This is a genomic window from Ferrovibrio terrae, assembly GCF_943371255.1.
Taxonomy (GTDB): domain Bacteria; phylum Pseudomonadota; class Alphaproteobacteria; order Ferrovibrionales; family Ferrovibrionaceae; genus Ferrovibrio; species Ferrovibrio terrae_B.
The window spans coordinates 14348-39462 of record NZ_CALRUC010000013.1; the positions used below are offsets into that span (position 1 = coordinate 14348).

Consider the following 25115-nt stretch of genomic DNA (forward strand, 5'->3'; position numbering starts at 1 on the left):
TCCCTCTCGATGCTGACCGGCTGGCGGGGGCAACTCCGCCAGCCGCCTTTTCCGATCTGATGTTCCGTTCCGATTTTCCAGAGCGAGCCCCCGCATGTCTGCCGTCCCGAAACCCGCTCCTGCTGCCGATACCATGCTGATTGCCGATCTGCTGCCAACCTGCGCCAAGGCGCTGGAGGCGGCCGAACAGCTGCTGGGCCATGCCACGGCGGCGGTGGCGCAGCGCGTGCGCGGTGCCGACGGCAGCATCGATGCCGTCAAGCTGGAGGATGAGCAGTTCGCCACCCATGGCCTGGCCTGGCTGGCAACCTATGTAGCAACACTGAAGGAAAGTCTGCACTGGGCCGAGCGTCTGCAGGAAGACGGCAAGCTGCGCGAGCTGGAGCAACTGATCCTGCAGGCCGGCTTTGGCGAATACCTGGCACAGATGCTGGGCGGCATCAGCATGAGCCAGGTGGAAATCTGCCGCCTGTCCGATCTCGGTGTCGCCCCCGAGGCACAGCAAGCCCTGCTGGTGCCGGCGGTGAAGACCCTGATCGCCGGCGGCAACATCCCGACCGTTCGCAGCCGCATTGCCGAACTGATCAAGGATGGCCTCGATACCGGCGATTTCGGCGAGCTGGGCCTGGATGAAACCATGGCGATGGTGCGCGAGCAGTTCCGCCGCTTCGGCCAGGACAAGGTAATCCCGTTTGCCCATGACTGGCATCGCAAGGATGAATTCATCCCGATGAGTGTGGTGGACGAGATGGCCGAACTCGGCGTCTTTGGTCTCACCATCCCGGAAGAATACGGCGGCCATGGCCTGGGCAAGACGGCGATGTGCGTCGTCTCGGAAGAACTCAGCCGCTGCTACATTGGCGTCGGCAGCCTCGGCACCCGTGCCGAGATCGCCGCCGAACTGATCCTGCGCGGCGGCACGGAAGACCAGCGCAAGCAATGGCTGCCCAAGCTGGCCTCGGGCGAGATACTGCCTACGGCCGTTTTCACCGAACCGAATACCGGCTCCGATCTCGGCTCCTTGCGCACCCGCGCCGTGAAGGATGGCGATGTCTACAAGGTGACCGGCAACAAGACCTGGATCACCCACGCCGCCCGCACCGATCTGATGACCCTCCTGGTGCGCACCGATCCCAATGAGAAAGGCTATCGCGGCCTCTCCATGTTCCTGGCCGAGAAGCCGCGCGGCGACGATGCCAACCCCTTCCCCGCAAAAGGCATGACCGGTGGCGAGATCGAGGTGCTGGGCTATCGCGGCATGAAGGAATACGAGATCGGCTTCGATGGTTTCGAGGTGAAAGCCGAAAACCTGCTGGGCCAGCGCGAGGGCCAGGGCTTCAAGCAGCTGATGGAGACCTTTGAATCAGCCCGCATCCAGACCGGCGCACGCGCGCTTGGCGTGGCACAATGCGCGATGGAGCTGGGCCTGAAATATGCCAACGAGCGCATCCAGTTCGGCAAGCCGATCTACAGCTTCCCGCGCGTGCATGGCAAGATCGCCTGGATGGCGGTGGAAACCATGATGGCGCGGCAGCTGTGCTATTTCGCCGCGCGCGAAAAGGACCAGGGCCGTCGCTGCGATCTGGAAGCCGGCATGGCCAAGCTGCTGGCCGCCCGCATCGCCTGGGCCAATGCCGACAATGCCCTGCAGGTGCATGGCGGCAACGGCTATGCCGAGGAATACCCGATCAGCCGCGTGCTTTGCGACGCGCGCATCCTCAACATCTTTGAAGGTGCCGCCGAAATCCAGGCGCAGGTGATCGCCCGCCGCCTGCTGGAAACCCGCAACGCCTAAGCCGTGAAGGCCAGGTCGGTCGGGTTGCTGCCGCAGACCAGCACGGCGATCTTCTCGCCCTGCTTCGGCACGTAACGGCCCGACAGCAGGGCCGCGAAGGCCGCCGCACCGCCAGGCTCGGCCACCAGGCGCAGCTTGTCCCACAGCGCCTTCTGCGCCTCGCGGATCGCATCGTCGGTCACCAGCACGGATGCGGCCACGCCTTTCTGTGCAATCGGGAACATGAGGCCGCCGACCTGCTTCGGCGCCAGCGAGTCCGCTGCCACGCCGCCGGCCGGCGCGTCCACCGGATGGCCGGCCTTGAGCGCCATATGCAGAGTAGGCGCCGCTTCCGGTTCCACCGCCACCACCTTCACCTTGCCGCCATACCAGGCGGCAATGCCGCCGATCAGGCCGCCGCCACCAACCGCGACCAGCAGGGTGTCGATCTCCGGCACCTGCTGTTCCAGTTCCAGGCCGACGCTGCCTTGACCGATCAGCGTTTCCGGCTGGTCATAGGCATGGATCGCCATGGCGCCGCTCTGCGCCAGCCAGGCCTCGCCGGCCGCCAGCGCATCGGCATAGCGGTCGCCACCCACCACAAGGTCGGCGCCATAGCCACGAATGCGGGCAATCTTCATCGGTGCGGCGATGCTGGGCACAAAAATCTTGGCCGGCACCTGCAGCACCATGGCGGCATAGGCCACCGCCGCACCGTGGTTGCCGCCCGATGCGGCCACCACACCGGCCTTCGGTATCTCCCGCGCCAGCAGGCTGGTGAAGGCGCCGCGCGGTTTGAACGAACCGGAATGCTGCAGCAATTCGAGCTTGAGCTGCAGCTCCGGGAGCGGCAGGCCGAAATCTGCACCATTCACTGCCATCACCGGCGTGCGCCGGATATAGGGCGCGATGCGCGGATAGTTGGCGGCAATGGCGGCGCGGTCGACGACAGGCTGGGTCATGGGGCCCTGGGGATGATGAGGTGATGGCAGCGGCGTGGAAACCGGCTTGACTATAATTAGGAAAATGGCTAATTGGCAATATGTCTTCCAGCGAAACATCTCTCGCCGCGTTCCGGGCGCTGGCCAGCGATCGCCGTCTCGCCATCCTGGACTGGCTGCGCGATCCGAAGGCGCATTTCCGCCCGCAGGTGGATGGCGACCTGGTGAAGGATGGCGTCTGCGGCCTGCTGATCGCCGAAAAGCTGGGTGTCAGCCAACCCACTGCCAGCGAACACCTGAAAATCCTCCAGCAGGCCGGTCTGCTGCAGGGCAAGCGTATCAGGCAGTGGACCTTCTATCGCCGCGATGAGGCGGCCATCGCCAAACTGAAGCAGACCTTGCGCGCGCTTTAATCCAGCAGACGCTGGATGGTCTGCATTGCAGCCAACAACATGCGCTGCTTGTCGTCGCTCAGCGATTTCAGCATCCGGGCAACCTCACGACTGGCTGCACGGTCCAGTGGCATAAAAGCCGCCCGACCCGCCGGCGTCAGGCGCAACCAGTATTCCCGCCGGTCTTGCGGGCTGGCTTCACGCGTCAACAGCCCGCCACGGCGGAATCGCTGCAGTATGCGACTGAGATAGCCGGCATCCAGGCCAAGGCGCTGGCCCAGGGCGTGCGCCGTGGTGGCCGGTCCATGGGCCAACTCGAACAGCACCCGCACCTCGGTGAGCGAGAAGGCACTGCGCAGCAGGCTGTCATCCAGCGCGCCGACATACTGGGTGTAGAAGCGGTTGAACCGCCGTACTGCAGCGACGCGTTCGGCCGGCCGTATGGTCATGGCGATCTGTGTCGCTTCGCCATCGGCAGTGTGGCCAGGCCAAAACCGCCCAGGATCATCACGATGCCGACAATATGAAATCCATGCACCGCCTCATTCAAAAAAATAAAAGCGAGCGTGGCCGTGAAGACGGCAACGAGATGAAACGAGACACCGGTGACCACCGCTCCCAGCATGGCCACGCAGCGATTCCACAGGATGAAGGCCAGCAGGGAAGCAAAGATGCCGATATAGAGCACGGCCGACAGCGAAGCCGCATCGACGGGGATCACCGCGCCGTCGGCCAGTTCCCAGAGCCAGAAGGGCAGCAGCACCAGCAGGCCGGTGGCCATGGTGGCCGCCAGAAAGGCCAGCGGATCGAGCGCGGCAGGCCGGCGCCGCAGCAGAACCGAATAGAGCGCATAGTTCAGGATCGCCAGTAGCACCAGCAGGTCGGCACGTTCAAACCGCAGGGTCAGCAGCGCCTGCATATTGCCGCGCGAGACGATCCAGCTGACACCCAGGAAGGAAACCAAGATGCCGAGCACCGTGCGGCTGGACACCGTTTCGCGGGTCAGCACGAAGGCGGCGACCGGAATCATCAGCGGCAAAGTGGAATTGAGGAAAGCGACATTCACCGCCGGCACCGTGCGCAGGGCGACATAGGCCAGCGCATTATAACCGGCAATGCCGAAAGCACCGCAGAGCAGAACCAGCCAGCGTTGCTGCCAGAGCAATGCGCGCTGGCGCCACAACACTGCCGACACAAAGGGTAACAGCACGGCCAGTGCCACCACCCAGCGTCCGACTGCCAGTGTCACCGGCGGCATGGTGTCGGCCAGGCCGCGGCCGAGCACCAGGTTGCCGGCCCAGAAGGCAGGCGGCAGCCAGAGCAGCAGATACGGCCGCTGCCAGATCGCATCCAGCCAACGCGCCATCATTCAGCCGGCCAGGCCGATGCGCATGCGTCGGTTATGCCGGCCCTTGTTATCGATCTTGAGGATGCGGACCGGGCGCGATGCACCGGTCGAGACCAGATGAGTCCCGCCGCAGGCCTGCCGGTCGAGTCCGGCGATCTCGATGATACGGATCAGGCCATCGGTGGTCGGGGGCGGCGTCACCGAGCGTGACCGCAACAGGCCCTTCTCGTCATAGGCATCGTCGAGCGCGAGATAGCTTTCCCTGACCGGCAGATCCTGCCGGATCGCATCGTTGATCGCCGGTTCCAGGGCACGCAGGCGATCGTTATCGGCATCGGGCAGATCGAAATCGATCCGCGCCGTGGCATCGGCATTCATCTGCACGCCGGTGACCAATGCGCCATCGAAAGCCTGGAAGACCAGGGCATTGAGGATATGCAGATCCGTATGCAACTCGCGCATGGTCTGGCGAAATACCGGATCGACCTGCGCCTCCACCTCCCCGGTCAGTTCGACCGGGTGCTGCAGCCTGATCCACAATTGACCGTCGATGCTCTCGAAGCCTTCCACGGCGACCGTACCGCCACTCCAGTTCAGCACACCCAGATCGGGCAGCTGGCCGCCACCACCCGGATAGAAGGGCATTTCGGCCAGGCGAACCAGACCAGGCCGGCTGGCCAGCACTGTGCTGCGCAGGGTCATGACTTCTGGATTCAGGTGACAGAAATACCGCGACATCGCTTCCTCATCGTCCAAAGGCGGAGAGTAGGCGGGCAGGCGGTCAGCTTCTTGGCAAAAATTGCGCGATGCGGCCGGTCAGGCGACCTGGGCGGCAACAAACTGCCGCGGCGTGATGCCATAGATCCGGCGGAAATGCCGGTTGAGGGCGCTCTGGTCGAAAAAGCCGGCGGCGAGAGCCGCCTCGGCAATCGGCATGCCGTCCCGCAGATGGCGCAGGGCGGCCTTCAGCCGGATCTGGGTCAGATAGGCATGCGGGGTCAGGCCGGTGGCCTGGCGGAACATCCGGATCAACTGAAACGAGCTGAGCCCCAGCGGATCGCTGAGATCATCCAGCATCAGACGCTCGGGATGGCGCTCCTCCATCACCGCCAGCAGTTGCCGCATCGGATGCCGCCCCCTGGCGGCTTCTGCGGCCGGGCGGCGCTGGCTGCCATAGCGGCCCGCGAGCATTGCAAAGCCCTGGGCCAGCAATTCCTGCTGGTGCAGGGGATCATCGGCCTGCTCAAGCACGCAATGCAGGCTATGGAACAGGTTTACCAGTTCCGGGTCGCGGAACAGGTTGGCGGTGAAATAGGCCGGCCGGGGCAGGCCGGCCAGCCGGGCCGCTGCGGCGATCGCCTGTCCGTCCAGATATATAGAGCGGTAGCGCCAACGCGGGCTGCGCGCCATGCGGCCCGAATGCGGCTCGTCGGGATTGAAGACCAGGAGGACATCCTCGCGGGCTTCCTCGGTATGGCCACGGCTGGTGAATTCGGCTCCGCCGGCCTCGGTGACGGCCACCACCAGAGCGTCATGGCTGTGGGGGGCATAATCGTGGCGGGTGAAATCGGCGTGCAGCAGGCTGAGCCCCGGCATATGCCGGTTCTCCCAGTATCGCACCAAATTCTTCGCATTTGCCTGCACGGCATGACCTCCGGACCGGGAACAGAATAGAAGTCGGCTGGGCCCAGGGCCACCGGATTGTGTCCTGCCTGCGGCCTTGCGCCGCGCCCCGGATCACCGCCGGGCACCTTCAGGGCGTTGGATTGCCCCGGCCTGACACTATATTCTCCGCTCATGCAGACTGTCGTTAACATGCTGATCCCGGCCTTTGCCGTCGCCACCTTCCTGGTGCTGTGCGTGGGCATCTTCGCCCTGTTCCGGGGGGGCCGCTTCAACCGCTCCTATTCCAACCTGCTGATGCGCTGGCGCATCCTGCTGCAGTTCATCGCCATCATCCTGATTGGCATTGCCAGTTTTGCCTTCCGCAACTAAGGCCGCTTCGCCATGGTGAAACTCGATCGGATCTACACGCGCGGCGGCGACAAGGGCATGACCTCGCTGGGGAACGGCGAGCGGGTGCCCAAGCACGACCTGCGGGTAGAGGCCTATGGCGCCGTAGACGAGGCCAATGCCACCATCGGCATGGCCCGGCTGCATACGGCGGAGAGCGATCTGGACGCCATGCTGTCGCGTATCCAGAACGACCTGTTCGACCTGGGCGCCGACCTGTCGACCCCGGAAGATGAAGAGAACGATCCGCGCCGCCGTCCCGCCCTGCGGGTCGACCAGGTGCAGGTCGACCGGCTGGAAGCAGAGATCGACGCCATGAACAGCCGGCTCAGCCCACTGACATCTTTTATACTGCCCGGCGGCAGCCCGGCGGCAGCCTATCTGCATCTGGCCCGCACCGTGGTCCGTCGCGCCGAGCGGCTGGTCACCGCCCTGCAGGATGCTGAGCGGGTCAATCCCGCTGCGCTCAGCTATATCAACCGGCTGTCCGACCATCTGTTTGTCGCCGCCCGCCATGCCAACCAGGATGGCGCCGCCGACGTGCTCTGGGTGCCCGGCCTCAACCGCGGCTGACCCGGGCAGGGCGGGAAAGACCCGGCAAATTCTGCCGGACCACCCCCTGCAATGATGTGACACGGCAGAAGCTGCCGTGTTTACCTAGTCCCGAAATATTATAAAAAGCCCTGAAATAATAAGACATTAGCCAGGCTGGCCAAAACTGGCACGCGGCTTGCTCCTGTACTGCCAAATCGGTTTCCAGCCAGGAGGCAGTGTTATGTCAATTAGTGGCGCTTTACAGACTTCGATTACCGGCCTGAATGGCCAGTCATCCGCCATCGGCTTCATTTCGGATAACGTCGCGAACGCAAGCACCATCGGTTACAAGAAGGTGGAATCGCGCTTCCAGACGCTGGTGACGCAGTCCAGCGCCCAGGCCAACACGCATTCTCCGGGCGGTGTGATCAACCAGCCGTTCTTCGCCAACAATTCACAAGGCGCGATCCAGCAGGTGTCATCCACCACCTCGATCGCCCTGGTCGGCGGCGGCTTCATGCCGGTCTCGAAAAAGAACGGCCAGGATCAGACGACCGGCCTGCCGACTTTCGAAACCACCAGCTACTTCACCCGCGTCGGCGATTTCAACCAGAACAACGATGGCTTCCTGGTGAACTCGTCGGGCTACTTCCTGCGCGGCTGGCCGATCGATCCGGTCACCGGCGTGGTGGACAGCTCGGCCACCGAGGAAGTGCGCGTGTCCAACCTGCTCGACGCACCGGTCGCGACCAGCGTGGTGGAATACGCCGCCAACCTGCCGTCCAACGCAACGAACACTTCGGGCGCCCTGCCCGCCACCCTGCCCGCCAGTTCGATCCAGATCTTTGACGCGCTGGGCAATGCCCGCACGCTCGATCTGACCTGGACCCGTACCGGCAACAATACCTGGACGCTCGATGTCACGGCGACCGGCGCGACCGTATCGGCCTTCGGTCCGGTGACGGTGGTGTTCGGTGCCTCGATCGGTGCGACCACCACTGTGGCCGGCCCCGGCACGATCTCCAGCCTGGGCGCAGCGGACGGCACCACCGCTTCCGGCGGCCTGGTCGGCTCGAACGCCACCGCGACCAACGACGACGCCTCGCTGAGCTTCAGCCTCGACTACGGTTCGGGCGGCCAGCAGATCCGCCTCGATCTGGGTTCCTATGGCAACTCGATCGGCACCACGCAGTATGCCGGCGACACCCTGACGCTGAACAACTTCCAGCAAAACGGTGTGCCGCAGGGTAACTTCAAGAACCTTGCCATCGACCAGGACGGCTTCGTCTCGGTCACCTTCGACAACGGCAACGTCAAGCAGTTCTACCAGATCCCGGTGGCAAAGTTCCGAGATCCGACCGAACTGGACCGCGTGGCCGGCAACGCCTTCGTGGAAACCCCGAGCTCGGGTGCTGCGGTTCTGTCGCAGTCCGGTGCGAGCGGTGCCGGCGACTATGTCTCGGCCGCCATCGAAGGCTCGAACGTCGATATCGCGGAGGAGTTCTCCAAGCTGATCGTCGCCCAGCGTACCTACTCGGCCAATGCCCGGCTGATTACCGCTGCCGACGAACTGCTGCAGGAAACCATCAATATCCGCCGCTAACGCTGACTGACCGCCGGGCACCCGCCCGGCGGTCATCTCCCACCCCGCCAAAAAGGATTTTGCGTCATGTCTTTGAGCGCTGCCCTCAACACCGCCGTGATCGGCCTGCAGACCCTGCAGAGCCAGACGCGCCTGGCGGCGGGCAACGTCTCCAACGCGCAGAATCCCAATTACACCCGCAAGGTTTCCACCCTCACCACACCAGTTGCGGAAGGCCTGCCGTCTGCCGCGCTGATCTCCAGCATCACCCGCGTCGCGGCGCCCGAAATCCAACAGGATCTGTACCGGGCGAATGCCGATTTCGGCCGCCTGCAGCAGCAGCTCACCTACACCAAGGAACTGGCGGAAACGCTGGACGCCACCAACACCACGGGCGACCAGCCGACCATGCTGGCGATGCTGACGCGCTTCGAGGACGCCTGGAAGCAGCTGGAAGCCACACCCGAAAACAACGACCTGAAGAACCTGGTGGTCCAGCGCGGCAACGAACTGGCCACGGAAATCCGGCGCCTCAATGGTCTGCAGTCCGAACTGCAGAGCCGTGCGCAGGAGAACCTGCGCAGCCAGATTGACTCACTCAACGAGGCGACAAACAAGATCGCCGAACTGAATGGCAAGATCGCCTCCCAGGCTGCCGCCGGCGCGCCGATCGGTGATCTGGAAGATCTGCGTGATGCAGAGATTGCCGCCCTGTCGGACAAGGTTGGCATCCGCACCATCAAGAACGATCGCGGCGAGCTGTTCGTCTATACCGAAGGCGGCGTCCAGCTGGTTGGCACCGTCTCCCAGCAGTTCGACTATATTTCCGTCGCCAATCCCCCGACCTACCCGCAGCCCGGCATCTATCTGCAAAGCTCGGGCGCCGATGTAACGGCCGGCTTCCTCAATGGCACGACCCGCGCCTCGATCGATTATCTCGACAGCACTACAACCGGCCTCGCCTCGACAGATCCCAATGTCGGGACGCTGTCCAAATTCTTCAACCAGCTGGATTCCTTTGCCTCAAACCTGGCTGATGTGGTCAACACCGCCTACGGCGGCGTGTTCTTCGACTACAATGGCGCCGTCGCGACACCGCCGGATGAAGCTGGCCGAATCACGGTCGAAGCCGGCGTCACGGCTGATCCCAGCACGCTGGATGCCAGCGTCGCCGGTGCGGTGCAGCAGGCGATGCGCAATACCACCCGGACCAATGCGCAGATCAACCGGACGACCGATCCGAATGGTCTTGTGATCGCCAATGTCAATATTTTCGGCGTCGCCAACAGTATTCTGGCCTACCACGCTCGCGCCGCCGCCGACAACGAAACCCAGCGTGACTCGGCAGAACGCCTGGAAAACACCCTGGACCAGAAATACCGCAACCTGACGGGTGTAAACATCGACGACGAGCTTGCGCAGCTTCAGGTTCTGCAGAACAATTACGCCGCGCTGGCCAATGTGATGAATACGGTCACGCAGATGTTTGACACGCTCGTCAACATCGGGAGGTAAATCATGGTTGCGCTCGTAGGTACCACCCAATACGCCACTCAGCTCGATGTGACCCGCAACATCCGGCTGCTGAATCTGCAGCTGAGCAAGCAGAACCAGCAGCTGGCCGACGGCCGCTATGCCGATGGCCTGATCGGCGTGTCGCAGCGCGCCCAGGAACTCGGTTCATTGAAGTCGGAAGTCGGCACGATCAACAATTACAAAAGTGCCGTGCTGACAGCACAAAACCGCACCAACCTTTACGCACTGACCATCGAAGAGATCATCGATATCGCCACCGAGGCGCAGGATACGATGATCAAGAACCGCGATCCGTTCTTCGCCTCGACCTCGGCGCCGAATGTGCAGGCCAATGTGCTGCTCGACCGCATCGGCGGCCTGCTGCAGACCAAGGATGGCGACCGCTTCCTGTTTGCCGGCACCAATTATACCGAAAACCCGATCAATGGCTCGATCTCGGGCCTGGCCACCGTTTATCCGGCCGGTGCGGTTCCCGGCGTCGGCTTCAACACTTTCGTGCCCTTCACGGTGCCGGCGGCTTTCCCCGGCACCACGAACTACGCCTCGGCTGCCGACTTCTATATCAATCCGACCGCCACGGCACCCGGCACCTATGATGACTATTATGACGCCGCCGGCACGACCCTGTATTCGGATGACAACGAGCAATTGAGCTATGGCGTCTCGGCCGCCGAAGACGGCTTCCAGACCCTGGTCGACTCGATCATCCGCTTCCGCGATGCCACCCAGGATATCGCGACCGACCCGAACAACTACCAGGCCCGCGTCGATGATGCGCGCGACCAGCTGAACACCGCCATCACCCAGCTGAAGACGATTGCCTCCCGCAACGGCTACAAGCAGCAGCAGCTGGAGGAAGTGCAGGAGCGCCATGACCGTTCGCTGGACGTCGTCAAGGTGCGTATCGGTGGCATCGAGAATATCGATATCGGCGAGGTCTCGGTGAACATCAAAAACCTGCAGACGACACTGGAAGCCAGCTACGTGATCACCCGCGACAGCCTGCAGCTTTCGCTGGTCAACTACCTGCGCTAGTTCGCGTTTTCCGGGGCGATTTCTGGCGTTTAGATGTTGCGGCGGGCCAGTCCGCCGGTTGCGATTCCGCCACTATTGCCTATATTCCGGGCCATAGCACAGGCTCGGAAAATGGACATCCATCTCTACAACACGCTCACCCGCCAGAAGGAGGTCTTCCGGCCGCTCGATCCGCAGCGGGTGACCATGTATGTCTGCGGCCCGACGGTCTACAATTACGCCCATATCGGCAATGCCCGACCGGCCGTGGTGTTCGATACCCTGTACCGTCTGCTGCAGCGCAGCTTCCCCAAGGTGGTCTACGCCCGCAACGTCACCGACGTGGACGACAGGATCAACCAGTCGGCCAAGGACCAGGGCGTGCCGATCAGTGCGATCACCGAGCGCTATCTGGCGGCCTATCATGCCGACATGGGCGCGCTGGGCGTGCTGCCGCCGACCATCGAACCCAAGGTCACCCAGCATATCGATGCGATCATCGCCATGATCGAACGGCTGGTGGCAAACGGCCATGCCTATGAGACCGACGGCCAGGTGCTGTTCCATGTGCCGTCGTTCAAGGACTACGGCCAGCTATCACGCCGCGACCGCGACGACATGATCGCCGGTGCCCGCGTTGATGTCGCCTCTTATAAGAAAGACCCTGCCGACTTCACTCTGTGGAAGCCCTCGCCGCCTGACATGACAGGCTGGGACAGCCCCTGGGGCCGCGGCCGCCCGGGCTGGCATATCGAATGCTCGGCGATGATCGAGCGCAATTTCGGCATCGGTCCGATCGATATCCATGGCGGCGGGCATGACCTGATCTTCCCGCACCATGAGAACGAAATCGCCCAGAGCACCTGCGCCCATAACGGCGCGCTGTTCTGCCGCACCTGGCTGCATAACGGTTTCGTCAATATCAACGCCGAGAAGATGTCGAAATCGCTCGGCAATGTGACGCTGGTGCACGACCTGATCGAACTGGCGCCGGGCGAAGCCATCCGCCTGGTGCTGCTGTCGGCGCATTATCGCCAGCCGCTCGACTGGACCGAGAGTGCCGTCAAGGATGCCCGTGCGCAGCTCGACCGGCTTTATCGCGCGCTCGACAGCCTGAAGGATGTCGAAGCCGGCATTGGCCGGGCATCGGACAGCTTCATGGCCGCCCTGGCCGACGACATCAACACGCCGAAGGCCCTGGCCGAACTGCACCAGATCGCCAATGCCGCCAACAAGGCGACCGACGCCGCCGAACGCGCCCGCCTGAAGGCTGAGCTGCTGGCCAACGGCTGGCTGCTTGGTCTGCTGCAGCAGGATCCGGCCACATGGCTGAAAGGCACTGGCGCTGCCGATGTGGATGCGGCTGCCATCGAGGCACTGATCGCCGAGCGCAAGGCCGCGCGTGCGCGCAAGGACTGGGCCGAGTCCGACCGCATCCGCGACGACCTCGCCGCGCGTGGTATCCTGCTGGAAGACAAAGCCGGCGAAACCACATGGCGGGTGATGTCATGAGCGAACCCGATATCAAGGCCGTGCAGGAAGAGATCGTCGATGATTTTGGCACCTTCGACGACTGGATGGACCGTTATCGCTTCCTGATCGATCTCGGTCGCGCCCTGCCCGCCTATCCCGACGAGCTGCGTACCGATGCCTGGCGGGTGAAAGGCTGCATCAATCGCGCATGGCTGCATGGCGAAGCGCGCGATGGCCGGGTATATTACCAGGCCAGCAGCGAGTCCGAGATCGTGGCCGGTCTGATCGCCCTGCTGCTGAAGGTCTATTCCGGCCGCAAGCCGCAGGAGATCATCGATAACCCGCCCGACTTCCTGCAGCGCATCGGCGTGTGGGAAAACATCACATCCAACCGCATCAACGGCCTGAACGGCATGATCGCACTGATCCAGTCGGTGGCGAAGGCCGAGCTGAAAGCGGCCTAGGCCTTTTTCGCCGCTTCGATCTGGTCGATTGCCTTCACCGCCGCCTCGAAGGGCAGCAGCACGGCATTGTGGCGGGCCTTGTGTTCGCGCACCGGCACCAGCACCTCCAGGTCGCTGAAGGCGCCACCGGCGAAATCCGCCCCCGGCGGCGGGCCGTTTTCCTTCAGCATACTGCGCATCACCCCCACCAGCTGGCGCAGCGTGGCGGCATCCTGGCCGACGATATGCTGGCCCAGGATGCTGGCGGCGGCCTGGCCGAGCGCGCAGGCCCGCACCTGCTGGCCGTAGGCGGCCACCCGGCCGTCCGGGGCCAGGGTCAGGTCCACGGTGATCCGGCTGCCGCAGAGCGGGCTGTGGTGCGTCACGGTGGCATCCGGGGCGGTCAGACGCTCGGTTTGTCCGATATGTGCCGCAAAACTAAGGATTTTTTCGTTGTAGAGGGCATTGAGCATGGCGCTTAGGCTACTCCTCGGCCGGCTCGGCTTGAAGCACCGGCCACCCGACGATATATAACGGCCATTCCTTCAAGAGCAATCCGGGCAGTTTCTACAGGCTGGCCGGTCAGGAGCAAGCCCCGTGTTCGCCAATCGCGTCTCCATTGAGCAGGTCGAAGAAGGCAAGGATCTGGCGCCGAAATTCGACGCCGACGGTCTGATCGCCTGTGTCACCACCGCCGCCGAAAGCGGCGAGGTGCTGATGCTCGGCTATATGAATGCCGAAGCCCTGCGCAAGACCATCGAGACCGGCGAGGCGCACTACTACAGCCGCAGCCGCAAGGTGCTGTGGCACAAGGGGGCCACCTCGGGCCTGGTGCAGAAGGTGGTCGAGATGCGCATCGACGACGATCAGGATGCGGTCTGGCTGCGGGTGACGATCCCGGGCGACGCCTCCTGCCATGTCGGCTATCGCTCCTGCTTCTATCGCTCGGTGCCGACCGGCGCGCCGGCCGACACGGTCGAACTCACCTTCGAGGAGAAGGAAAAGATGTTCGATCCAAAGGAAGTCTACGGCGACGCACCAAACCCGACGATTCTGTAAGCGTTTACAGCCCGAGTGTTTCGTAAGGATAGAACCGCACGGGCTGCCCCGGCTCCAGCCGCAGCAGGTCTTCCGGCAGTTCCAGCAGCCCGTCGGTGCGGGTTACCGACGTGATCACGCCGGCGCCATCGACGGCGTATTTCTCCGCCCGCCAGCCGCCGTTCCCGTCATCCTGCAACGAGACCCGCACCCATTCGCGGCGATCGGATTTCTTCCTGTAGGAAAATCCGGCCGTCACCGGGAAGCTGCGTGGCGCCTGCGGCAGGGCGCCATTCAGCCGCTGCAGCAGCGGGCGGGCAAAAAAGCAAAATGTCAGCAAGGCCGCCACCGGATTCCCCGGCAGGCCAAAAAACGGCACCCGGCCGATCAGGCCCAGCGCCACCGGCCGGCCCGGCTTGATCGCCAGCCGCCAGAAATCCAGCCGGCCATGCGCCTCGATGGCGGCCTTCACGTGATCCTCGTCGCCCGTGGAGACGCCGCCAGAACTGACCACCGCATCATGCTCGCGGGCTGCCTGGGCAAAGACGGCGGCAAGATGGTCACGCCGGTCAGGCTGTATACCGAGATCGCTCACCTTGCAGCCGGCCGCCGTCAGCAGGGCAACCAGCAGCGGCCGGTTGGCGTCGTAGATGCCGCCATCGGGCAGTGTACTGCCCGCTTCATGCACCTCGTCGCCGGTCGAGAGCAGCGCCACGCGCAGGGGCCGGTGCACATGCAGCATGGCGTGGCCGCCGGCGGCGGCCAGCGCCAGATCGGCGGCGCCCAGAATGCGGCCTGCCTTGAGCATAGATTCACCGGCCTGCAGATCTTCACCGGCAATCCGGCGATTGGCGCCGCGCTTGATGCCCGGCCGGACCACCACCGTATCGCCATCGCGCGTGCAGTCTTCTTGCATCATCACGGTATCGGGGTCTTCCTTTTCGCCGCGCGGCATGACGGCGCCCGTCAGCATGCGCACAGCGGTGCCGCGCGGCTGCGGCCCCTCGAAGGGATGGCCGGCAGCGGCTCGGCCGATCACCGGCAGGCGCGTCTCGCCGTCCTTTGACAGGTCGTCGTGATAGACCGCATAGCCGTCGACGGCGGAATTGTCGCGCGGCGGCACGGCAACCTTCGCCGCCAGGGGCGCTGCGAGAATGCGACCGCGGCAGAGTGCCAGCGGCAGGGATTCGATGGCGGCGATGGGGACAAGACGCTGCGAGAGTTCACGCAGCGCATCGTCCAGCCGCATCAGAGCGCCGCCATGGGCGAAGCAGTCGTCACTCAGCTGCGCCACGGCGCGCCTCGTCTCGCGTGGCAGTCGGGCGACCCAGCCAGGCGATGATGAAATCAGCCACCTGCTGCGGCTGGTTGGCATCGAGCTGTGGCACGCTCAGATCCGGTACCGGTGCATCGCTGGCCACCGCGATGACACTGGCGTCTCCGGCCTGCAACAACGGCTTGCCGACAGCCGCGCGCCAGACCTCGATCTTGGCGTGGCTGGATTTCTTGAAGCCTTCCACCAGAACCAGATCGACCGGATTGAGCCGGGTGAGCAGGTCCTCCAGCGTCGGCTCCGGCGCACCACGATGCTCATGCATGATGGCATAGCGTTTGGCCGAGCTGATCAGCACTTCGCTGGCACCGGCCTCGCGGTGGCGATAGGAATCCTTGCCCGGCCTGTCGACATCGAACTCGTGATGCGCATGCTTGATGGTGGAGACCGTGATGCCGCGTGCCGTGAGCAGCGGGATCAGCGCGGCCAGAAGCGTTGTCTTGCCGGCACCGCTCCAGCCGGAAATGCCCAGCACTTTCATACCGGCACCGTCATGAGGGCTTCTTGCCAGACGCCTTCAGTTCGGCGGCGGCACGTTCGGCCAGATAATCATCGGTGGTGCGCACATCGGGCCGCGGCGCACCGGCATAGGGATCAATCTTGTTCTCGCTCTGCACGATGATGCGGCAGTCGGCGCACATGCGCATGCGGTCGGCAATTTCGCCGCCTTTGCCATACATCCAGTGCTTGCCCTCCAGCGTGGCAATCACCTTCTCGATCGAGGACTTGGTGCCAAATGGCTTGGCGCAGCGGATGCAATGGAAGGGCTCTTCTTCCTTCACCTGGCGCTGGCGTGCCGACTCAGATGTGAAATTGATCCGCGGCTCCAGCGCAATCACCTTTTCCGGGCAGGTGTTCTTGCACAGGCCGCATTGCACGCAGGCATCTTCGGTGAAGCTGAGCCGCGGCCGCTCCGGATCGTCGCTCAGCGCGCCGGTCGGGCAGGCCGAGACGCAGGCCAGGCAGAGCGTGCAGTTTTCGGCATCGATCTGCAGGTTGCCGAAAGGTGCACCAGGCGGCAGGGCAATCGCATCGACCGGCTGCGGCGCCACGCTGTGCAGATGACGGAAGGCCAGTCGGGCCAGATCGCGGTTGCGCCCCATCGGCAGATAGCTGGCACCGCTCGGCCCCTCGCGCCGGGGCAGCGCGGCCAGGCCAGCGCCAAGCTGCTCGGGGTCATCGGTTTCGATCAGGCCGAGGCGACCACCCTCATAGCCCAGGCCGACCAGCACGCTCTCAGCCAGTGCCATCTGCTGGCCGATACCGGCCGCATCATCGTTGCGCTTGACCGGCGCCAGCAGGCGCAGATCGGCTGCGCCGTAGGAAAAGGCAGAGGCGAAGAAGGCGACATTGCATTCGCCGAGCGCATTCACGGCAAAGGGCAGCACGCGTGCCGGCAGGCCATCGCCATGGCGGGCCAGGGCATCAATCAGCGGCGCGCCATGCTTGGCATCATGCACCAGCACCACGGCCTGGCGACCGCCGGCCTCGCGATAGGCCAGCAGCAGGGCACGCAGCTGCTCGGCCAGCGTCGCCGGCGGTGGCAGCCGGTATTCGGCAGCGCCCGTGGGGCAGACCGCGCCGCAGTTGCCGCAGCCGCCGCAAATGTATGGATCAATCGTGACGTGATCCCCTGACGGCGCGATGGCACCGGTAGGGCAGACATCCAGACAGCGCGTGCAGCCGGTCTTTTTCGAGCGCGAATGGGTGCAGATCTCGGCATGGTAGGCGACATAGATCGGCTTCTCGAAACTGCCGGTCAGGTCGCTGGCCTCGAACAAAGCCCGCTGCACTGCCGCCGGATCCTTCGGATCCGGGCGGAAATAGCCGTCGCGCTTTTCATGTGCCGGAAACAGCGGGGTGCCGCCGGTGAGGTCGATGATGATGTCGCAGGTCGAGCTGGCGCCATTGCGGGGGGCGCCGAATTTCAGGCTCTGGCGCGACGACGGCAATGGCAGCGCGTAATTGTCGACCACCAGCTCGAAAGCCCCCAGATGGCCGCGCGCCCCGGCGATATGGCCCTGCACGATCGGCAGGTCCATCTGCGGCTGCGCCGCTACATCCTTCGGGCGGTCGAGCATGATGGTGACATCGAGCCGGCTGCTGAGCTGGCGGGCGGCGGCAATGGCCATCTCGTCGCGGCCGTAGATCAGCGCAACGCCTTCGGATTTCATCGTCACGGTCGGCAAGGCCGGGGTCGGCACCGCCGCCGCGGCAATCAGGGCCGCCATTTTCGGCAGAGCGTCGGCGGCCTCGGACGACCAGCCGGCGGTTTCGCGGATATTGACGTAGGAGACCGGCGTATCGCTGCGCAGCTCCTCGCGCTGCTCATCGAACAGCGCGCTTTCCTGAGTGCAGGCCACAGTCAGCGGCTCGCCGGTTTTCAGCGCGGCCTGGAAACGGCCCAGTTCAGCGCGACAGAGCTGCGTCGCCGCCTCACCACCCTCTGTTGCGCCACAAGCCTTGGCCAGCGCCTTGCCGTCCAGCGGCATGGTGCCTTCGCAGTTGCACACCAGGACGCGTTTTCCGTCCAGCCGCATCACCCGTTTTCCACCCGACAATCTGGTAAACTCACTGTCAGGACTATAGTGTTGAGGACACAGGAAAACCAGCCGGAGACCCGGTTTGCGCATTGTCATTTGGCTGCTGATTCCAGGCCTTCTCGCCTATGCCGGCATAGCCCGGGCCCAGACGAAAGCGGACGATCTGGAACCGCCCAGCCTGGAGCGCGGCGCCGAACTCTGGGGCAAGTGCCGTGCCTGCCACACCATCGAGCCACAGGGCCGCAACATCGTCGGTCCCCGCCTGCATGGCATGTTCGGCCGCAAGGCCGGCAGCGTGGCCGACTACCGCTATTCCGAGGTGATGAAGAAGTCTGCCGTGGTCTGGACCGAGCAGACGCTCGATGCCTATCTGGCAGCCACCCAGGACTTCATGCCGGGCAACAAAATGTATGGCGGACTGGCCATCGCGCAGGATCGCGTCGATTTGATCGCCTGGCTCAAACAGGCAGCCGGGAAATAACCGCAGCCCTTCCAATCGGCCCACAAAACCATATATAATTCAGCTGTATCAATACTTTGGAGGTTGCCCCATGAAAGCCTTCGTTTCCGGCCTGATCGCTGCGCTCGTCATCGCCATTGGCGCCGCCTTCATTCTGCAGACGGTCAACAAATCCGTCGATGTTGCCTTCAGCACCGAAGGCGCACGTGTGACGCCCGAACAGCATTAAACCGAACGGTTTTGGTTCTAGGATTTCGGCGCGGGAATCAACGCGCCGGTTTCCAACGACCAGAGTTTGATTACTGTATCGTAGCCGCCTGACACGGCGCGTTTGCCGTCGGGTGTGAAGGCCACCGACCAGACCGGTTTCTCATGGCCGGCAAACTGCTTGAGCTGGCGTCCGTCTTTCAGATCCCACAATCGCATCAGGCGATCACCCCCGCCCGACAGCGCATAGCGGCCATCCTTCGAGATCGCGATCGAGGTGATGAATCCGCTGTGGCCGGGCAGGCTGCCGCTTTCGCGCTGCGCCACCAGATCCCAACGCTTGATCGACCCATCCGTGCTGCCGGTCAGTGCCGTCTTGCCATCGGGCGTCACCGCCACGGCATTGACACTGGCCTGATGGCCGGTCAGCACGGCAAGCTCCTTCCCGCTGGCAATATCCCAGAGCCGCACGGTCAGGTCATATCCGACCGAGATCAATTGCTTGTCATCCATGGCAAAGGCGACCTGCATCACATTCGCCTCATGGCCTTCGAAGCTGCGCTCCAGCTTGTTGCCGGCCAGGTTCCACAGCTTGATGGTTCTGTCCCAACTTGCCGTCGCCAGCCTGCGGCCATCACGGCTCAGGCTCATGCCGGCGATGTTGTTGACATGGCCGGTCAGTCGGGCCGTTTCCTTGCCGCTGTTGAGATCCCAGCGAATCACCATGTGATCCCAGCTGGCCGACAGCGCGCTCTTGCCATCGGGCAGGAAGACCACGGCATTGACGCTGGCGGTGTGGCCATCCAGCACTTTCAGTTCGCTCTGCTTGGCCATATCCCAAAGCCGCAGGGTGTAGTCCCAGCTGGCTGAGAGCAGTCGCTTGCCATCGGCCGAGACCGCCACAGCATTCACCATGGCACCATGCCCGACCATATCGGCCCGCGCAGCACCACCGGCCAAGGCGATGCCAAGAATCATGCCCATCAGCGCTACATGCCGCCGTGTTGCAAATTGTCGCAGTGTCATCGCCGCATCCTGTGCAACTTTTCCATCCCGCTGGCGTTTATCATGACGGCACGCCGCAAAACATTGCAAGCGCGCCTGTACAGCTCACGCATCACGGTCGCGTTCCGTCGATGCGTCAATCTGCATCATATTGCCGTCACATGCTGTGACGCCCTATATGAGCCAGGTCCGCTATCGGACCACCCCAGATGACCAGCCTGTTTCAAGGAGTCCGCCATGAGTGCCCCTTTCACCATGAAGCCCCTGCCCTATGCCGAAAATGCCCTTGATCCGGTAATTTCCGCCCAAACGCTCGGCTTCCATTACGGCAAGCATCACACGACCTATCTGAATACGCTGAACAAGCTGATCGCCGATGACCCGCTGAAGGACAAGAGCCTGGTCGAGATCATCAAGGCGACCCACGGCAAGGTCGACAAGACCGCGATCTTCAACAACGCGGGCCAGGTCTGGAACCACGACTTCTACTGGCAGAGCCTGACGCCGAAAGGCGGCGGAAAACCGGCTGGCCGCATCGCCGACCTGATCAAGGACAGCTTTGGCGATTACGACAGCTTCAAGAACGAGTTTGCCAATACCGGCGTGACACAGTTCGGTTCCGGCTGGGCCTGGCTCTGCCTGGAGGGCGGCAAACTGGTGTTCAAGAAAACTGCCAATGCGGAAAATCCGCTGCATATGAAGGGCGTGACGCCCCTGCTCACGCTCGATGTCTGGGAACATGCCTATTACCTGGATTACCAGAACCGGCGCCCGGATCACCTGAATGCAGCCATCGACAAGCTGCTGAACTGGGAGTTCGCCGAACAGAATCTCGGCTGAGCCTCGGCGCAGTCCACATAAAAAGAAAGGGCGGTGGAAATCCACCGCCCTTTTCATTTCGGCTGCGCGATCGGCTAGTCGTCGCCGGCGCCGCGTGCGGTAACATCCTTGACCCAGAGGCTGTGATGCTCGCGGGCCCAGTTCACATCGACCTGACCGCTGCCCATGGCATCGAAGGCGCCTTCCATGCCGATGCTGCCGATGTAGATATGGGCCAGGATCACCGCCACCATCACGATGCCGGCAATGGCATGCACCAGCTGCGCCAGCTGCATGCCTGCGATATCGGTGCCATAGAAGGGGAACATCAGTATATAGCCGCTGACGGCCAGCGCGAGGGCGCCTAGCACGACCAGCCAGAAGATGATCTTCTGGCCGCCGTTGAACTTGCCGGCTGGCGGATGCACGCCCTTCTGCAGCAGCCCGCCGCCCTGGCGGAACCACTCCATGTCGATGGCATTGAAGATGTTGTGGCGAATCCACAGCACTGCCATCAGGAAGACACCCAGCACGAACGGGAAGCTGAGGAAGTTATGCGCCAGCTTGCCAAAGGCGCTCATCGCGGTGAAGGCTTCCGGGCTCATGATCGGCAGCAGCAGGCTGCGACCGAAGGACACGTTGAGACCGCTGAGCCCCAGGATGACGAAGCAGATCGCTGTCAGCCAATGGGCGAACCGCTCGATGCCCTTGAAGCGCTCGATGGTGCGGCCCGACATGCCATGCTCGACCTTGATGCGGCCGCGGATCGCCATGAAGGCGGCCAGCGCGATCACGGTGATGGCCAGCAGCCAACCGCCGACCGACTTCACGGTGCCCTGCGAGACCTGGCGCCAGTCGCGACCCTGCGGCTGGATCAGGACGCCGGACTTGGCATCGGGGATCGACACGCGACCGGTGACCGGTCCGCCCTTGAGTTGCTGCAGCAAGGCGGCCTCATCGGCCGGAGTCTGCTGCGCCATTGCCGCCTGTGGTGCGGCAATGGCGAATGCCAGGCCCAGTGCGAGCGCGGCGGCGAGGAATGTGCGCTTGAAACCGAAAAGGCGCATCTTGCTGTCTCCCTTGTAAGCCACGATCAGGCGCCGGTCTTGTAAGCGGTCGCCCAGCCCCAGGCACCGGAGCCATAGCCACGGCGGCTGACGCGCTCCTTGTATATCTGGGCAATCACGTCACCGTCGCCGGCGAGCAGGGCCTTGGTCGAGCACATCTCGGCGCAGAGCGGCAGCTTGCCTTCGGCCAGACGGTTGGCACCGTACTTGGCATATTCTTCCTTGGTGTTGTCGGCTTCCGGGCCGCCGGCGCAGAAGGTGCACTTGTCCATCTTGCCACGGCTGCCGAAGTTGCCGACCTGCGGATACTGCGGCGCGCCGAACGGGCAGGCATAGAAGCAGTAGCCGCAGCCGATGCACAGATCCTTGGAATGCAGAACCACGCCTTCCTCGGTCTTGTAGAAGCAGTCGACCGGGCAGACCGCCATGCAGGGCGCATCTTCGCAATGCATGCAGGCCATCGAGATCGAGCGTTCGCCCTTGGCGCCGTCATTCAGCGTGACGACGCGGCGGCGGTTGATGCCCCAGGGCACCTCGTTCTCGTTTTTGCAGGCAGTGACGCAAGCATTGCATTCGATGCAGCGCTCGGAGTCGCAGAGGAATTTCATGCGGGCCATGATTATATCTCCCTAACCGGCGCTTACGCCGCCTCGATGCGGCACAGCGTGGCCTTGTTCTCATGCATATGGGTGACCGGGTCGTAGCCGTAGGTGGTCACACCGTTGACTGATTCGCCGAGCACGATCGGATCGGCGCCCGGCGGATAGTTCTTGCGCTGGTCCGTGCCCTGCCAGAAGCCGGAGAAGTGGAACGGCATGAAGGCAACGCCCTTGCCGACGCGCGGCGTCACCATTGCCTTGACCTTGGCCTTGGCGTTGTTTTCCGGACCGTAGACCCAGACATTCTGACCTTCCTTGATGCCAAGGCGGGTCGCGTCATCGGGATTGATCTCGACGAACATGTTCTGCTGCAGCTCGGCCAGCCACTTGTTGGAGCGGGTTTCTTCGCCGCCGCCCTCGTATTCGACCAAGCGGCCGGAGGTGAGGATCATCGGGAAGTCCTTGGTCACATCCTTGTCCTGGATGCTCTTGCCCAGATGCGGCAGGCGATAGTCGCGGCGATCGGCCATGGCCGGATACTTGGCGACCAGGTCACGCCGCGAGCTGTATATCGGCTCGCGATGCACCGGGATCGGATCGGGCAGACCGAAGGCATTGGCACGCGCCTTGGCATTGCCCATCGCCTGCACACCATGCGCCATGGTGACGCGGATGATGCCGCAGCTCAGGTCAATCGCCCAGCCGACCGCATCGGGATTGTTGCCGCCGATCTTCTCGATCGTGGCACGTTCCGCGTCGGTCAGTTCCTTGTCCCAGCCCATCTTCTTGAGCAGGCCATAGGTGAACTCGGGATGGCCGTCCTGGATCTCCGAACCGACCGGGTAGGAACCGTCGGCCAGCAGGGAAACGCCGTTGCGCTCGACGCCGAAGCGGGCACGGAAGGCGCCGCCGCCGTCTTTCACCGGCAGGTTGGTGTTGTAGAGCACATGGGTGCCGGGATGCTTCATCTCGGGCGTGCCCCAGCACGGCCAGGGCAGGCCGTAGAACTCACCCTTGAGCGGCCCCTTGGTGGCGCGCAGCGATATGATGTCGAAATCGCCCTGGTGAGCCATATGATCCTTCAGGCGCTCCGGCGACTGGCCGGAATAGCCGATCGAGATCGTGCCTTTGTTGATCTCGCGCAGGATGTCTTCGACATTCGGCTCGTCGCCGGCATCGATCTTGATGTTCTTGAACAGCTCCTGTTCGAAACCGAGCTTCTTGGCCAGCTTGTACAGGATCCAGTGGTCGGGCTTCGATTCGAAGACCGGCGGCACGATCTGCTCGCCCCACTGCAGCGACCGGTTCGACGCGGTGCGCGAACCGCGAGTCTCCAGCTGGGTGCAGGCCGGCAGCAGATAGGTGCCGTTCTTGCGGTCGGGCAGCGCGGCAGCCGTGGTCGGATGCGGGTCGACCACGACCATCAGCTCGACCTTTTCCATGCCGGTGCGCATCTCGGGCATGCGCGGCACGGTATTGCCGCCATGGCCCCAGAAGAACATCGCCTTGACGTTGTCGGGCTGCTCGAGATCCTTCTTGTCGACCATGACGGCGTCGAACCAGCGCGTCGACGGGATGCCCTTGGTCTCCATGAACTTCTTGTCCTGGAAGCGGCTCAGCACCCAGTTGTAGTCGACATCCCAGACACGCGCCCAATGCTTCCAGGCGCCTTCAACCAGGCCGTAATAGGCCGGCAGCGTCGTCACATCGAGGCCCAGGTCGGTGCAGCCCTGCACGTTGCAATGGCCGCGGAAGATGTTGGCGCCACCGCCTTCCACGCCGATGTTGCCCAGCGCGAGCTGCAGGATCGACAGCGCACGCACATTGGCGGTGCCGACGGTGTGCTGCGTCACGCCCATGCACCAGATCAGGGTGCCGGGCTTGTTCTTCGCCATCAGCTCGGCAACACGCTTCATCTGTTCGCCCGGAACGCCGGTGACCTTCTCGGTCTCTTCCGGAGTCCACTTCGCCACCTCGGCACGGATGTCATCCATGCCGTAGACGCGCTGGCGGATATATTCCTTGTCTTCCCAGCCATTCTGGAAGATGTGCCAGAGCAGGCCGTAGATCACCGGAATATCGGTACCGGGACGGATGCGCATGTATTCGGTGGCATGTGCGGCCGTGCGGGTGAAGCGCGGATCGATCACCACCATCGGCGCCTTGTTGATCTCCTTGCCGCGCAGCACATGCTGCAGCGACACCGGATGCGCCTCGGCGGGGTTGCCGCCCATGATCACGATGCACTTCGAATTGTGGATGTCGTTGTACGAATTGGTCATCGCGCCATAGCCCCAGGTATTGGCTACGCCGGCGACCGTGGTGGAATGGCAGATACGCGCCTGGTGGTCGATGTTGTTGGTACCCCAGAAGGCGGCAAACTTGCGGAACAGGTAGCCGCCTTCATTGGAGAACTTGGCCGAACCAAGCCAGTAGGCCGATTCCGGACCGGACTTCTGGCGGATCTCCAGCAGCTTGTCGCCGATCTCGTTGATCGCGGTATCCCAGCTGATGCGGGTCCATTTGCCGTCGACCAGCTTCATCGGATATTTCAGGCGGCGGTCACCGTGGGTCAGCTCGCGGATCGAGGCACCCTTGGCGCAATGGGTGCCGAGGTTGATCGGGCTGTCCCAGGTCGGCTCCTGGCCAACCCAGACGCCGTTCTCGACTTCCGCCGTGACGGTGCAGCCGACCGAGCAATGGGTGCAGATATTCTTCTTCTTGACGATGTTGCCGCTGGTAGACGGCGCCGCCTTGGCGGTCTTGATCATCGCAGGCGTCAGCGCCGAAACGGCAGCCAGACCGCCGGCCGCAAGGCCGGATGCTTTGAGGAAGCCACGGCGATCCATGGTCTGCAGCGCAGCGCCGGCAAGGATGCCGGACAGTTTACCGCCGGCCTTCTGGGGGGCACCGGTGGTGGAGCTTTTCTTGATCAACATGGGGCGTCTCCGGTATCGGGACTTAACGTCTTCGGGCTGGTCTTGCGGCTCTGAG

At 63.5% G+C, this 25115-nt stretch carries 26 protein-coding genes; 13 read left to right on the forward strand and 13 right to left on the reverse strand.

Going from position 1 to position 25115, the window contains the following annotated elements; translation table 11 throughout:
* The first annotated feature begins 94 nt into the window (after positions 1 to 94).
* Positions 95 to 1795 (forward strand): acyl-CoA dehydrogenase family protein, encoded by a 1701-nt coding sequence (locus tag AAG799_RS04910; RefSeq protein WP_341894682.1) that lies wholly within the window; start codon positions 95 to 97, stop codon positions 1793 to 1795.
* Here AAG799_RS04910 and AAG799_RS04915 read toward each other — a convergent pair.
* Positions 1792 to 2736 (reverse strand): threonine/serine dehydratase, encoded by a 945-nt coding sequence (locus AAG799_RS04915; RefSeq protein WP_341894683.1) that lies wholly within the window; start codon positions 2734 to 2736, stop codon positions 1792 to 1794. The genes AAG799_RS04910 and AAG799_RS04915 overlap by 4 nt on opposite strands.
* Positions 2737 to 2816: 80 nt before the next feature.
* On the opposite strand from AAG799_RS04915, the gene AAG799_RS04920 reads away from it, so the two are divergent.
* Positions 2817 to 3128, forward strand: coding sequence for a winged helix-turn-helix domain-containing protein (locus AAG799_RS04920; RefSeq protein WP_341894684.1), 312 nt, complete (start codon positions 2817 to 2819; stop codon positions 3126 to 3128).
* Here AAG799_RS04920 and AAG799_RS04925 read toward each other — a convergent pair.
* From AAG799_RS04925 to AAG799_RS04940, 4 genes are all read right to left on the reverse strand, one after another.
* Complete coding sequence (locus AAG799_RS04925) at positions 3125 to 3556, reverse strand: MarR family transcriptional regulator (RefSeq protein WP_341894685.1); 432 nt, start codon at positions 3554 to 3556, stop codon at positions 3125 to 3127. The genes AAG799_RS04920 and AAG799_RS04925 overlap by 4 nt on opposite strands.
* Entirely contained in the window at positions 3553 to 4476 is a 924-nt protein-coding gene (locus tag AAG799_RS04930; protein WP_341894686.1) for a DMT family transporter, read from the reverse strand. The genes AAG799_RS04925 and AAG799_RS04930 overlap by 4 nt, the downstream gene beginning before the upstream one ends.
* Positions 4477 to 5157: an alanyl-tRNA editing protein gene (locus AAG799_RS04935; RefSeq protein WP_341894687.1), complete on the reverse strand. Its 681-nt coding sequence runs from the start codon at positions 5155 to 5157 to the stop codon at positions 4477 to 4479.
* Between the two features lie 114 nt (positions 5158 to 5271).
* Positions 5272 to 6051: an AraC family transcriptional regulator gene (locus AAG799_RS04940; protein ID WP_341894688.1), complete on the reverse strand. Its 780-nt coding sequence runs from the start codon at positions 6049 to 6051 to the stop codon at positions 5272 to 5274.
* Positions 6052 to 6252: 201 nt separating this feature from the next.
* Between AAG799_RS04940 and AAG799_RS04945 the strand changes: the two genes are divergently transcribed.
* From AAG799_RS04945 to AAG799_RS04975, 7 genes are all read left to right on the forward strand, one after another.
* Positions 6253 to 6450, forward strand: coding sequence for a twin transmembrane helix small protein (locus AAG799_RS04945; protein WP_341894689.1), 198 nt, complete (start codon positions 6253 to 6255; stop codon positions 6448 to 6450).
* Between the two features lie 12 nt (positions 6451 to 6462).
* A complete protein-coding gene (locus AAG799_RS04950; RefSeq protein WP_341894690.1) occupies positions 6463 to 7041 on the forward strand; it encodes a cob(I)yrinic acid a,c-diamide adenosyltransferase in 579 nt (192 codons plus the stop codon).
* Between the two features lie 202 nt (positions 7042 to 7243).
* Positions 7244 to 8605: a flagellar hook protein FlgE gene (locus AAG799_RS04955; protein WP_341894691.1), complete on the forward strand. Its 1362-nt coding sequence runs from the start codon at positions 7244 to 7246 to the stop codon at positions 8603 to 8605.
* Positions 8606 to 8671: 66 nt separating this feature from the next.
* Positions 8672 to 10099 (forward strand): flagellar hook-associated protein FlgK, encoded by a 1428-nt coding sequence (gene flgK, locus AAG799_RS04960; protein ID WP_341894692.1) that lies wholly within the window; start codon positions 8672 to 8674, stop codon positions 10097 to 10099.
* A 3-nt stretch (positions 10100 to 10102) separates the two neighbouring features.
* Positions 10103 to 11155, forward strand: a complete 1053-nt coding sequence (locus AAG799_RS04965; protein WP_341894693.1) for a flagellin — start codon at positions 10103 to 10105, stop codon at positions 11153 to 11155.
* Positions 11156 to 11266: 111 nt separating this feature from the next.
* On the forward strand, positions 11267 to 12646 hold the full coding sequence (cysS, locus tag AAG799_RS04970) for a cysteine--tRNA ligase (RefSeq protein WP_341894694.1): 1380 nt from the start codon (positions 11267 to 11269) through the stop codon (positions 12644 to 12646).
* Positions 12643 to 13071, forward strand: a complete 429-nt coding sequence (locus tag AAG799_RS04975; RefSeq protein WP_341894695.1) for a SufE family protein — start codon at positions 12643 to 12645, stop codon at positions 13069 to 13071. Before cysS ends, AAG799_RS04975 begins: the two co-directional genes overlap by 4 nt.
* Here the strand turns inward: AAG799_RS04975 and AAG799_RS04980 are convergent.
* On the reverse strand, positions 13068 to 13523 hold the full coding sequence (locus AAG799_RS04980) for an iron-sulfur cluster assembly scaffold protein (RefSeq protein ID WP_341894696.1): 456 nt from the start codon (positions 13521 to 13523) through the stop codon (positions 13068 to 13070). The two genes, AAG799_RS04975 and AAG799_RS04980, sit on opposite strands and share 4 nt — an antisense overlap.
* A gap of 124 nt (positions 13524 to 13647) precedes the next feature.
* Here AAG799_RS04980 and hisI point away from each other — a divergent pair, with 124 nt between their 5' ends.
* Entirely contained in the window at positions 13648 to 14109 is a 462-nt protein-coding gene (gene hisI, locus AAG799_RS04985; protein ID WP_341894697.1) for a phosphoribosyl-AMP cyclohydrolase, read from the forward strand.
* Between the two features lie 4 nt (positions 14110 to 14113).
* Here the strand turns inward: hisI and glp are convergent, their stop codons facing one another.
* The 3 genes from glp to AAG799_RS05000 are packed head-to-tail and all read right to left on the reverse strand — an operon-like array spanning position 14114 to position 17961.
* On the reverse strand, positions 14114 to 15382 hold the full coding sequence (gene glp, locus AAG799_RS04990; RefSeq protein ID WP_341894698.1) for a gephyrin-like molybdotransferase Glp: 1269 nt from the start codon (positions 15380 to 15382) through the stop codon (positions 14114 to 14116).
* Positions 15366 to 15902, reverse strand: coding sequence for a molybdopterin-guanine dinucleotide biosynthesis protein B (mobB, locus tag AAG799_RS04995; RefSeq protein WP_341894699.1), 537 nt, complete (start codon positions 15900 to 15902; stop codon positions 15366 to 15368). Before mobB ends, glp begins: the two co-directional genes overlap by 17 nt.
* 10 nt (positions 15903 to 15912) lie before the next feature.
* Positions 15913 to 17961, reverse strand: coding sequence for a 4Fe-4S binding protein (locus tag AAG799_RS05000; protein ID WP_341894700.1), 2049 nt, complete (start codon positions 17959 to 17961; stop codon positions 15913 to 15915).
* 85 nt (positions 17962 to 18046) lie between these two features.
* Between AAG799_RS05000 and AAG799_RS05005 the strand changes: the two genes are divergently transcribed.
* Entirely contained in the window at positions 18047 to 18445 is a 399-nt protein-coding gene (locus AAG799_RS05005) for a cytochrome c family protein (RefSeq protein WP_341894701.1), read from the forward strand.
* A gap of 70 nt (positions 18446 to 18515) precedes the next feature.
* Positions 18516 to 18653, forward strand: a complete 138-nt coding sequence (locus AAG799_RS05010; RefSeq protein ID WP_341894702.1) for a hypothetical protein — start codon at positions 18516 to 18518, stop codon at positions 18651 to 18653.
* A 17-nt stretch (positions 18654 to 18670) separates the two neighbouring features.
* On the opposite strand, the gene AAG799_RS05015 is transcribed toward AAG799_RS05010, so the two are convergent.
* On the reverse strand, positions 18671 to 19657 hold the full coding sequence (locus AAG799_RS05015) for a WD40 repeat domain-containing protein (RefSeq protein WP_341894703.1): 987 nt from the start codon (positions 19655 to 19657) through the stop codon (positions 18671 to 18673).
* A gap of 216 nt (positions 19658 to 19873) precedes the next feature.
* Here AAG799_RS05015 and AAG799_RS05020 point away from each other — a divergent pair, with 216 nt between their 5' ends.
* Positions 19874 to 20476 (forward strand): superoxide dismutase, encoded by a 603-nt coding sequence (locus AAG799_RS05020; protein ID WP_341894704.1) that lies wholly within the window; start codon positions 19874 to 19876, stop codon positions 20474 to 20476.
* Positions 20477 to 20550: 74 nt separating this feature from the next.
* On the opposite strand, the gene AAG799_RS05025 is transcribed toward AAG799_RS05020, so the two are convergent.
* The 3 genes from AAG799_RS05025 to AAG799_RS05035 are packed head-to-tail and all read right to left on the reverse strand — an operon-like array spanning position 20551 to position 25060.
* Positions 20551 to 21522 (reverse strand): formate dehydrogenase subunit gamma, encoded by a 972-nt coding sequence (locus AAG799_RS05025; protein WP_341894705.1) that lies wholly within the window; start codon positions 21520 to 21522, stop codon positions 20551 to 20553.
* 26 nt (positions 21523 to 21548) lie between these two features.
* Positions 21549 to 22139 (reverse strand): formate dehydrogenase FDH3 subunit beta, encoded by a 591-nt coding sequence (gene fdh3B, locus AAG799_RS05030; RefSeq protein WP_341894706.1) that lies wholly within the window; start codon positions 22137 to 22139, stop codon positions 21549 to 21551.
* Positions 22140 to 22162: 23 nt separating this feature from the next.
* On the reverse strand, positions 22163 to 25060 hold the full coding sequence (locus tag AAG799_RS05035) for a molybdopterin-dependent oxidoreductase (protein WP_341894707.1): 2898 nt from the start codon (positions 25058 to 25060) through the stop codon (positions 22163 to 22165).
* Positions 25061 to 25115: the final 55 nt, after the last annotated feature.

Bases quoted from the DNA above. Each gene is read 5' to 3' on its own strand.
- AAG799_RS05015 (WP_341894703.1), bottom strand. From the start codon at position 19,657: ATGACACTGCGACAATTTGCAACACGGCGGCATGTAGCGCTGATGGGC.
- AAG799_RS04975 (WP_341894695.1), top strand. From the start codon at position 12,643: ATGAGCGAACCCGATATCAAGGCCGTGCAGGAAGAGATCGTCGATGAT.
- AAG799_RS04965 (WP_341894693.1), top strand. From the start codon at position 10,103: ATGGTTGCGCTCGTAGGTACCACCCAATACGCCACTCAGCTCGATGTG.
- fdh3B (WP_341894706.1), bottom strand. From the start codon at position 22,139: ATGGCCCGCATGAAATTCCTCTGCGACTCCGAGCGCTGCATCGAATGC.
- AAG799_RS04925 (WP_341894685.1), bottom strand. From the start codon at position 3,556: ATGACCATACGGCCGGCCGAACGCGTCGCTGCAGTACGGCGGTTCAAC.
- AAG799_RS04915 (WP_341894683.1), bottom strand. From the start codon at position 2,736: ATGACCCAGCCTGTCGTCGACCGCGCCGCCATTGCCGCCAACTATCCG.
- AAG799_RS05020 (WP_341894704.1), top strand. From the start codon at position 19,874: ATGAGTGCCCCTTTCACCATGAAGCCCCTGCCCTATGCCGAAAATGCC.
- AAG799_RS04930 (WP_341894686.1), bottom strand. From the start codon at position 4,476: ATGATGGCGCGTTGGCTGGATGCGATCTGGCAGCGGCCGTATCTGCTG.
- AAG799_RS04945 (WP_341894689.1), top strand. From the start codon at position 6,253: ATGCAGACTGTCGTTAACATGCTGATCCCGGCCTTTGCCGTCGCCACC.
- AAG799_RS04910 (WP_341894682.1), top strand. From the start codon at position 95: ATGTCTGCCGTCCCGAAACCCGCTCCTGCTGCCGATACCATGCTGATT.
- AAG799_RS04935 (WP_341894687.1), bottom strand. From the start codon at position 5,157: ATGACCCTGCGCAGCACAGTGCTGGCCAGCCGGCCTGGTCTGGTTCGC.
- AAG799_RS05035 (WP_341894707.1), bottom strand. From the start codon at position 25,060: ATGTTGATCAAGAAAAGCTCCACCACCGGTGCCCCCCAGAAGGCCGGC.
- AAG799_RS05010 (WP_341894702.1), top strand. From the start codon at position 18,516: ATGAAAGCCTTCGTTTCCGGCCTGATCGCTGCGCTCGTCATCGCCATT.
- mobB (WP_341894699.1), bottom strand. From the start codon at position 15,902: ATGAAAGTGCTGGGCATTTCCGGCTGGAGCGGTGCCGGCAAGACAACG.
- AAG799_RS05025 (WP_341894705.1), bottom strand. From the start codon at position 21,522: ATGCGCCTTTTCGGTTTCAAGCGCACATTCCTCGCCGCCGCGCTCGCA.
- AAG799_RS04955 (WP_341894691.1), top strand. From the start codon at position 7,244: ATGTCAATTAGTGGCGCTTTACAGACTTCGATTACCGGCCTGAATGGC.
- flgK (WP_341894692.1), top strand. From the start codon at position 8,672: ATGTCTTTGAGCGCTGCCCTCAACACCGCCGTGATCGGCCTGCAGACC.
- AAG799_RS05000 (WP_341894700.1), bottom strand. From the start codon at position 17,961: ATGCGGCTGGACGGAAAACGCGTCCTGGTGTGCAACTGCGAAGGCACC.
- AAG799_RS04950 (WP_341894690.1), top strand. From the start codon at position 6,463: ATGGTGAAACTCGATCGGATCTACACGCGCGGCGGCGACAAGGGCATG.
- AAG799_RS04940 (WP_341894688.1), bottom strand. From the start codon at position 6,051: ATGCCGGGGCTCAGCCTGCTGCACGCCGATTTCACCCGCCACGATTAT.
- AAG799_RS04920 (WP_341894684.1), top strand. From the start codon at position 2,817: ATGTCTTCCAGCGAAACATCTCTCGCCGCGTTCCGGGCGCTGGCCAGC.
- AAG799_RS04980 (WP_341894696.1), bottom strand. From the start codon at position 13,523: ATGCTCAATGCCCTCTACAACGAAAAAATCCTTAGTTTTGCGGCACAT.
- cysS (WP_341894694.1), top strand. From the start codon at position 11,267: ATGGACATCCATCTCTACAACACGCTCACCCGCCAGAAGGAGGTCTTC.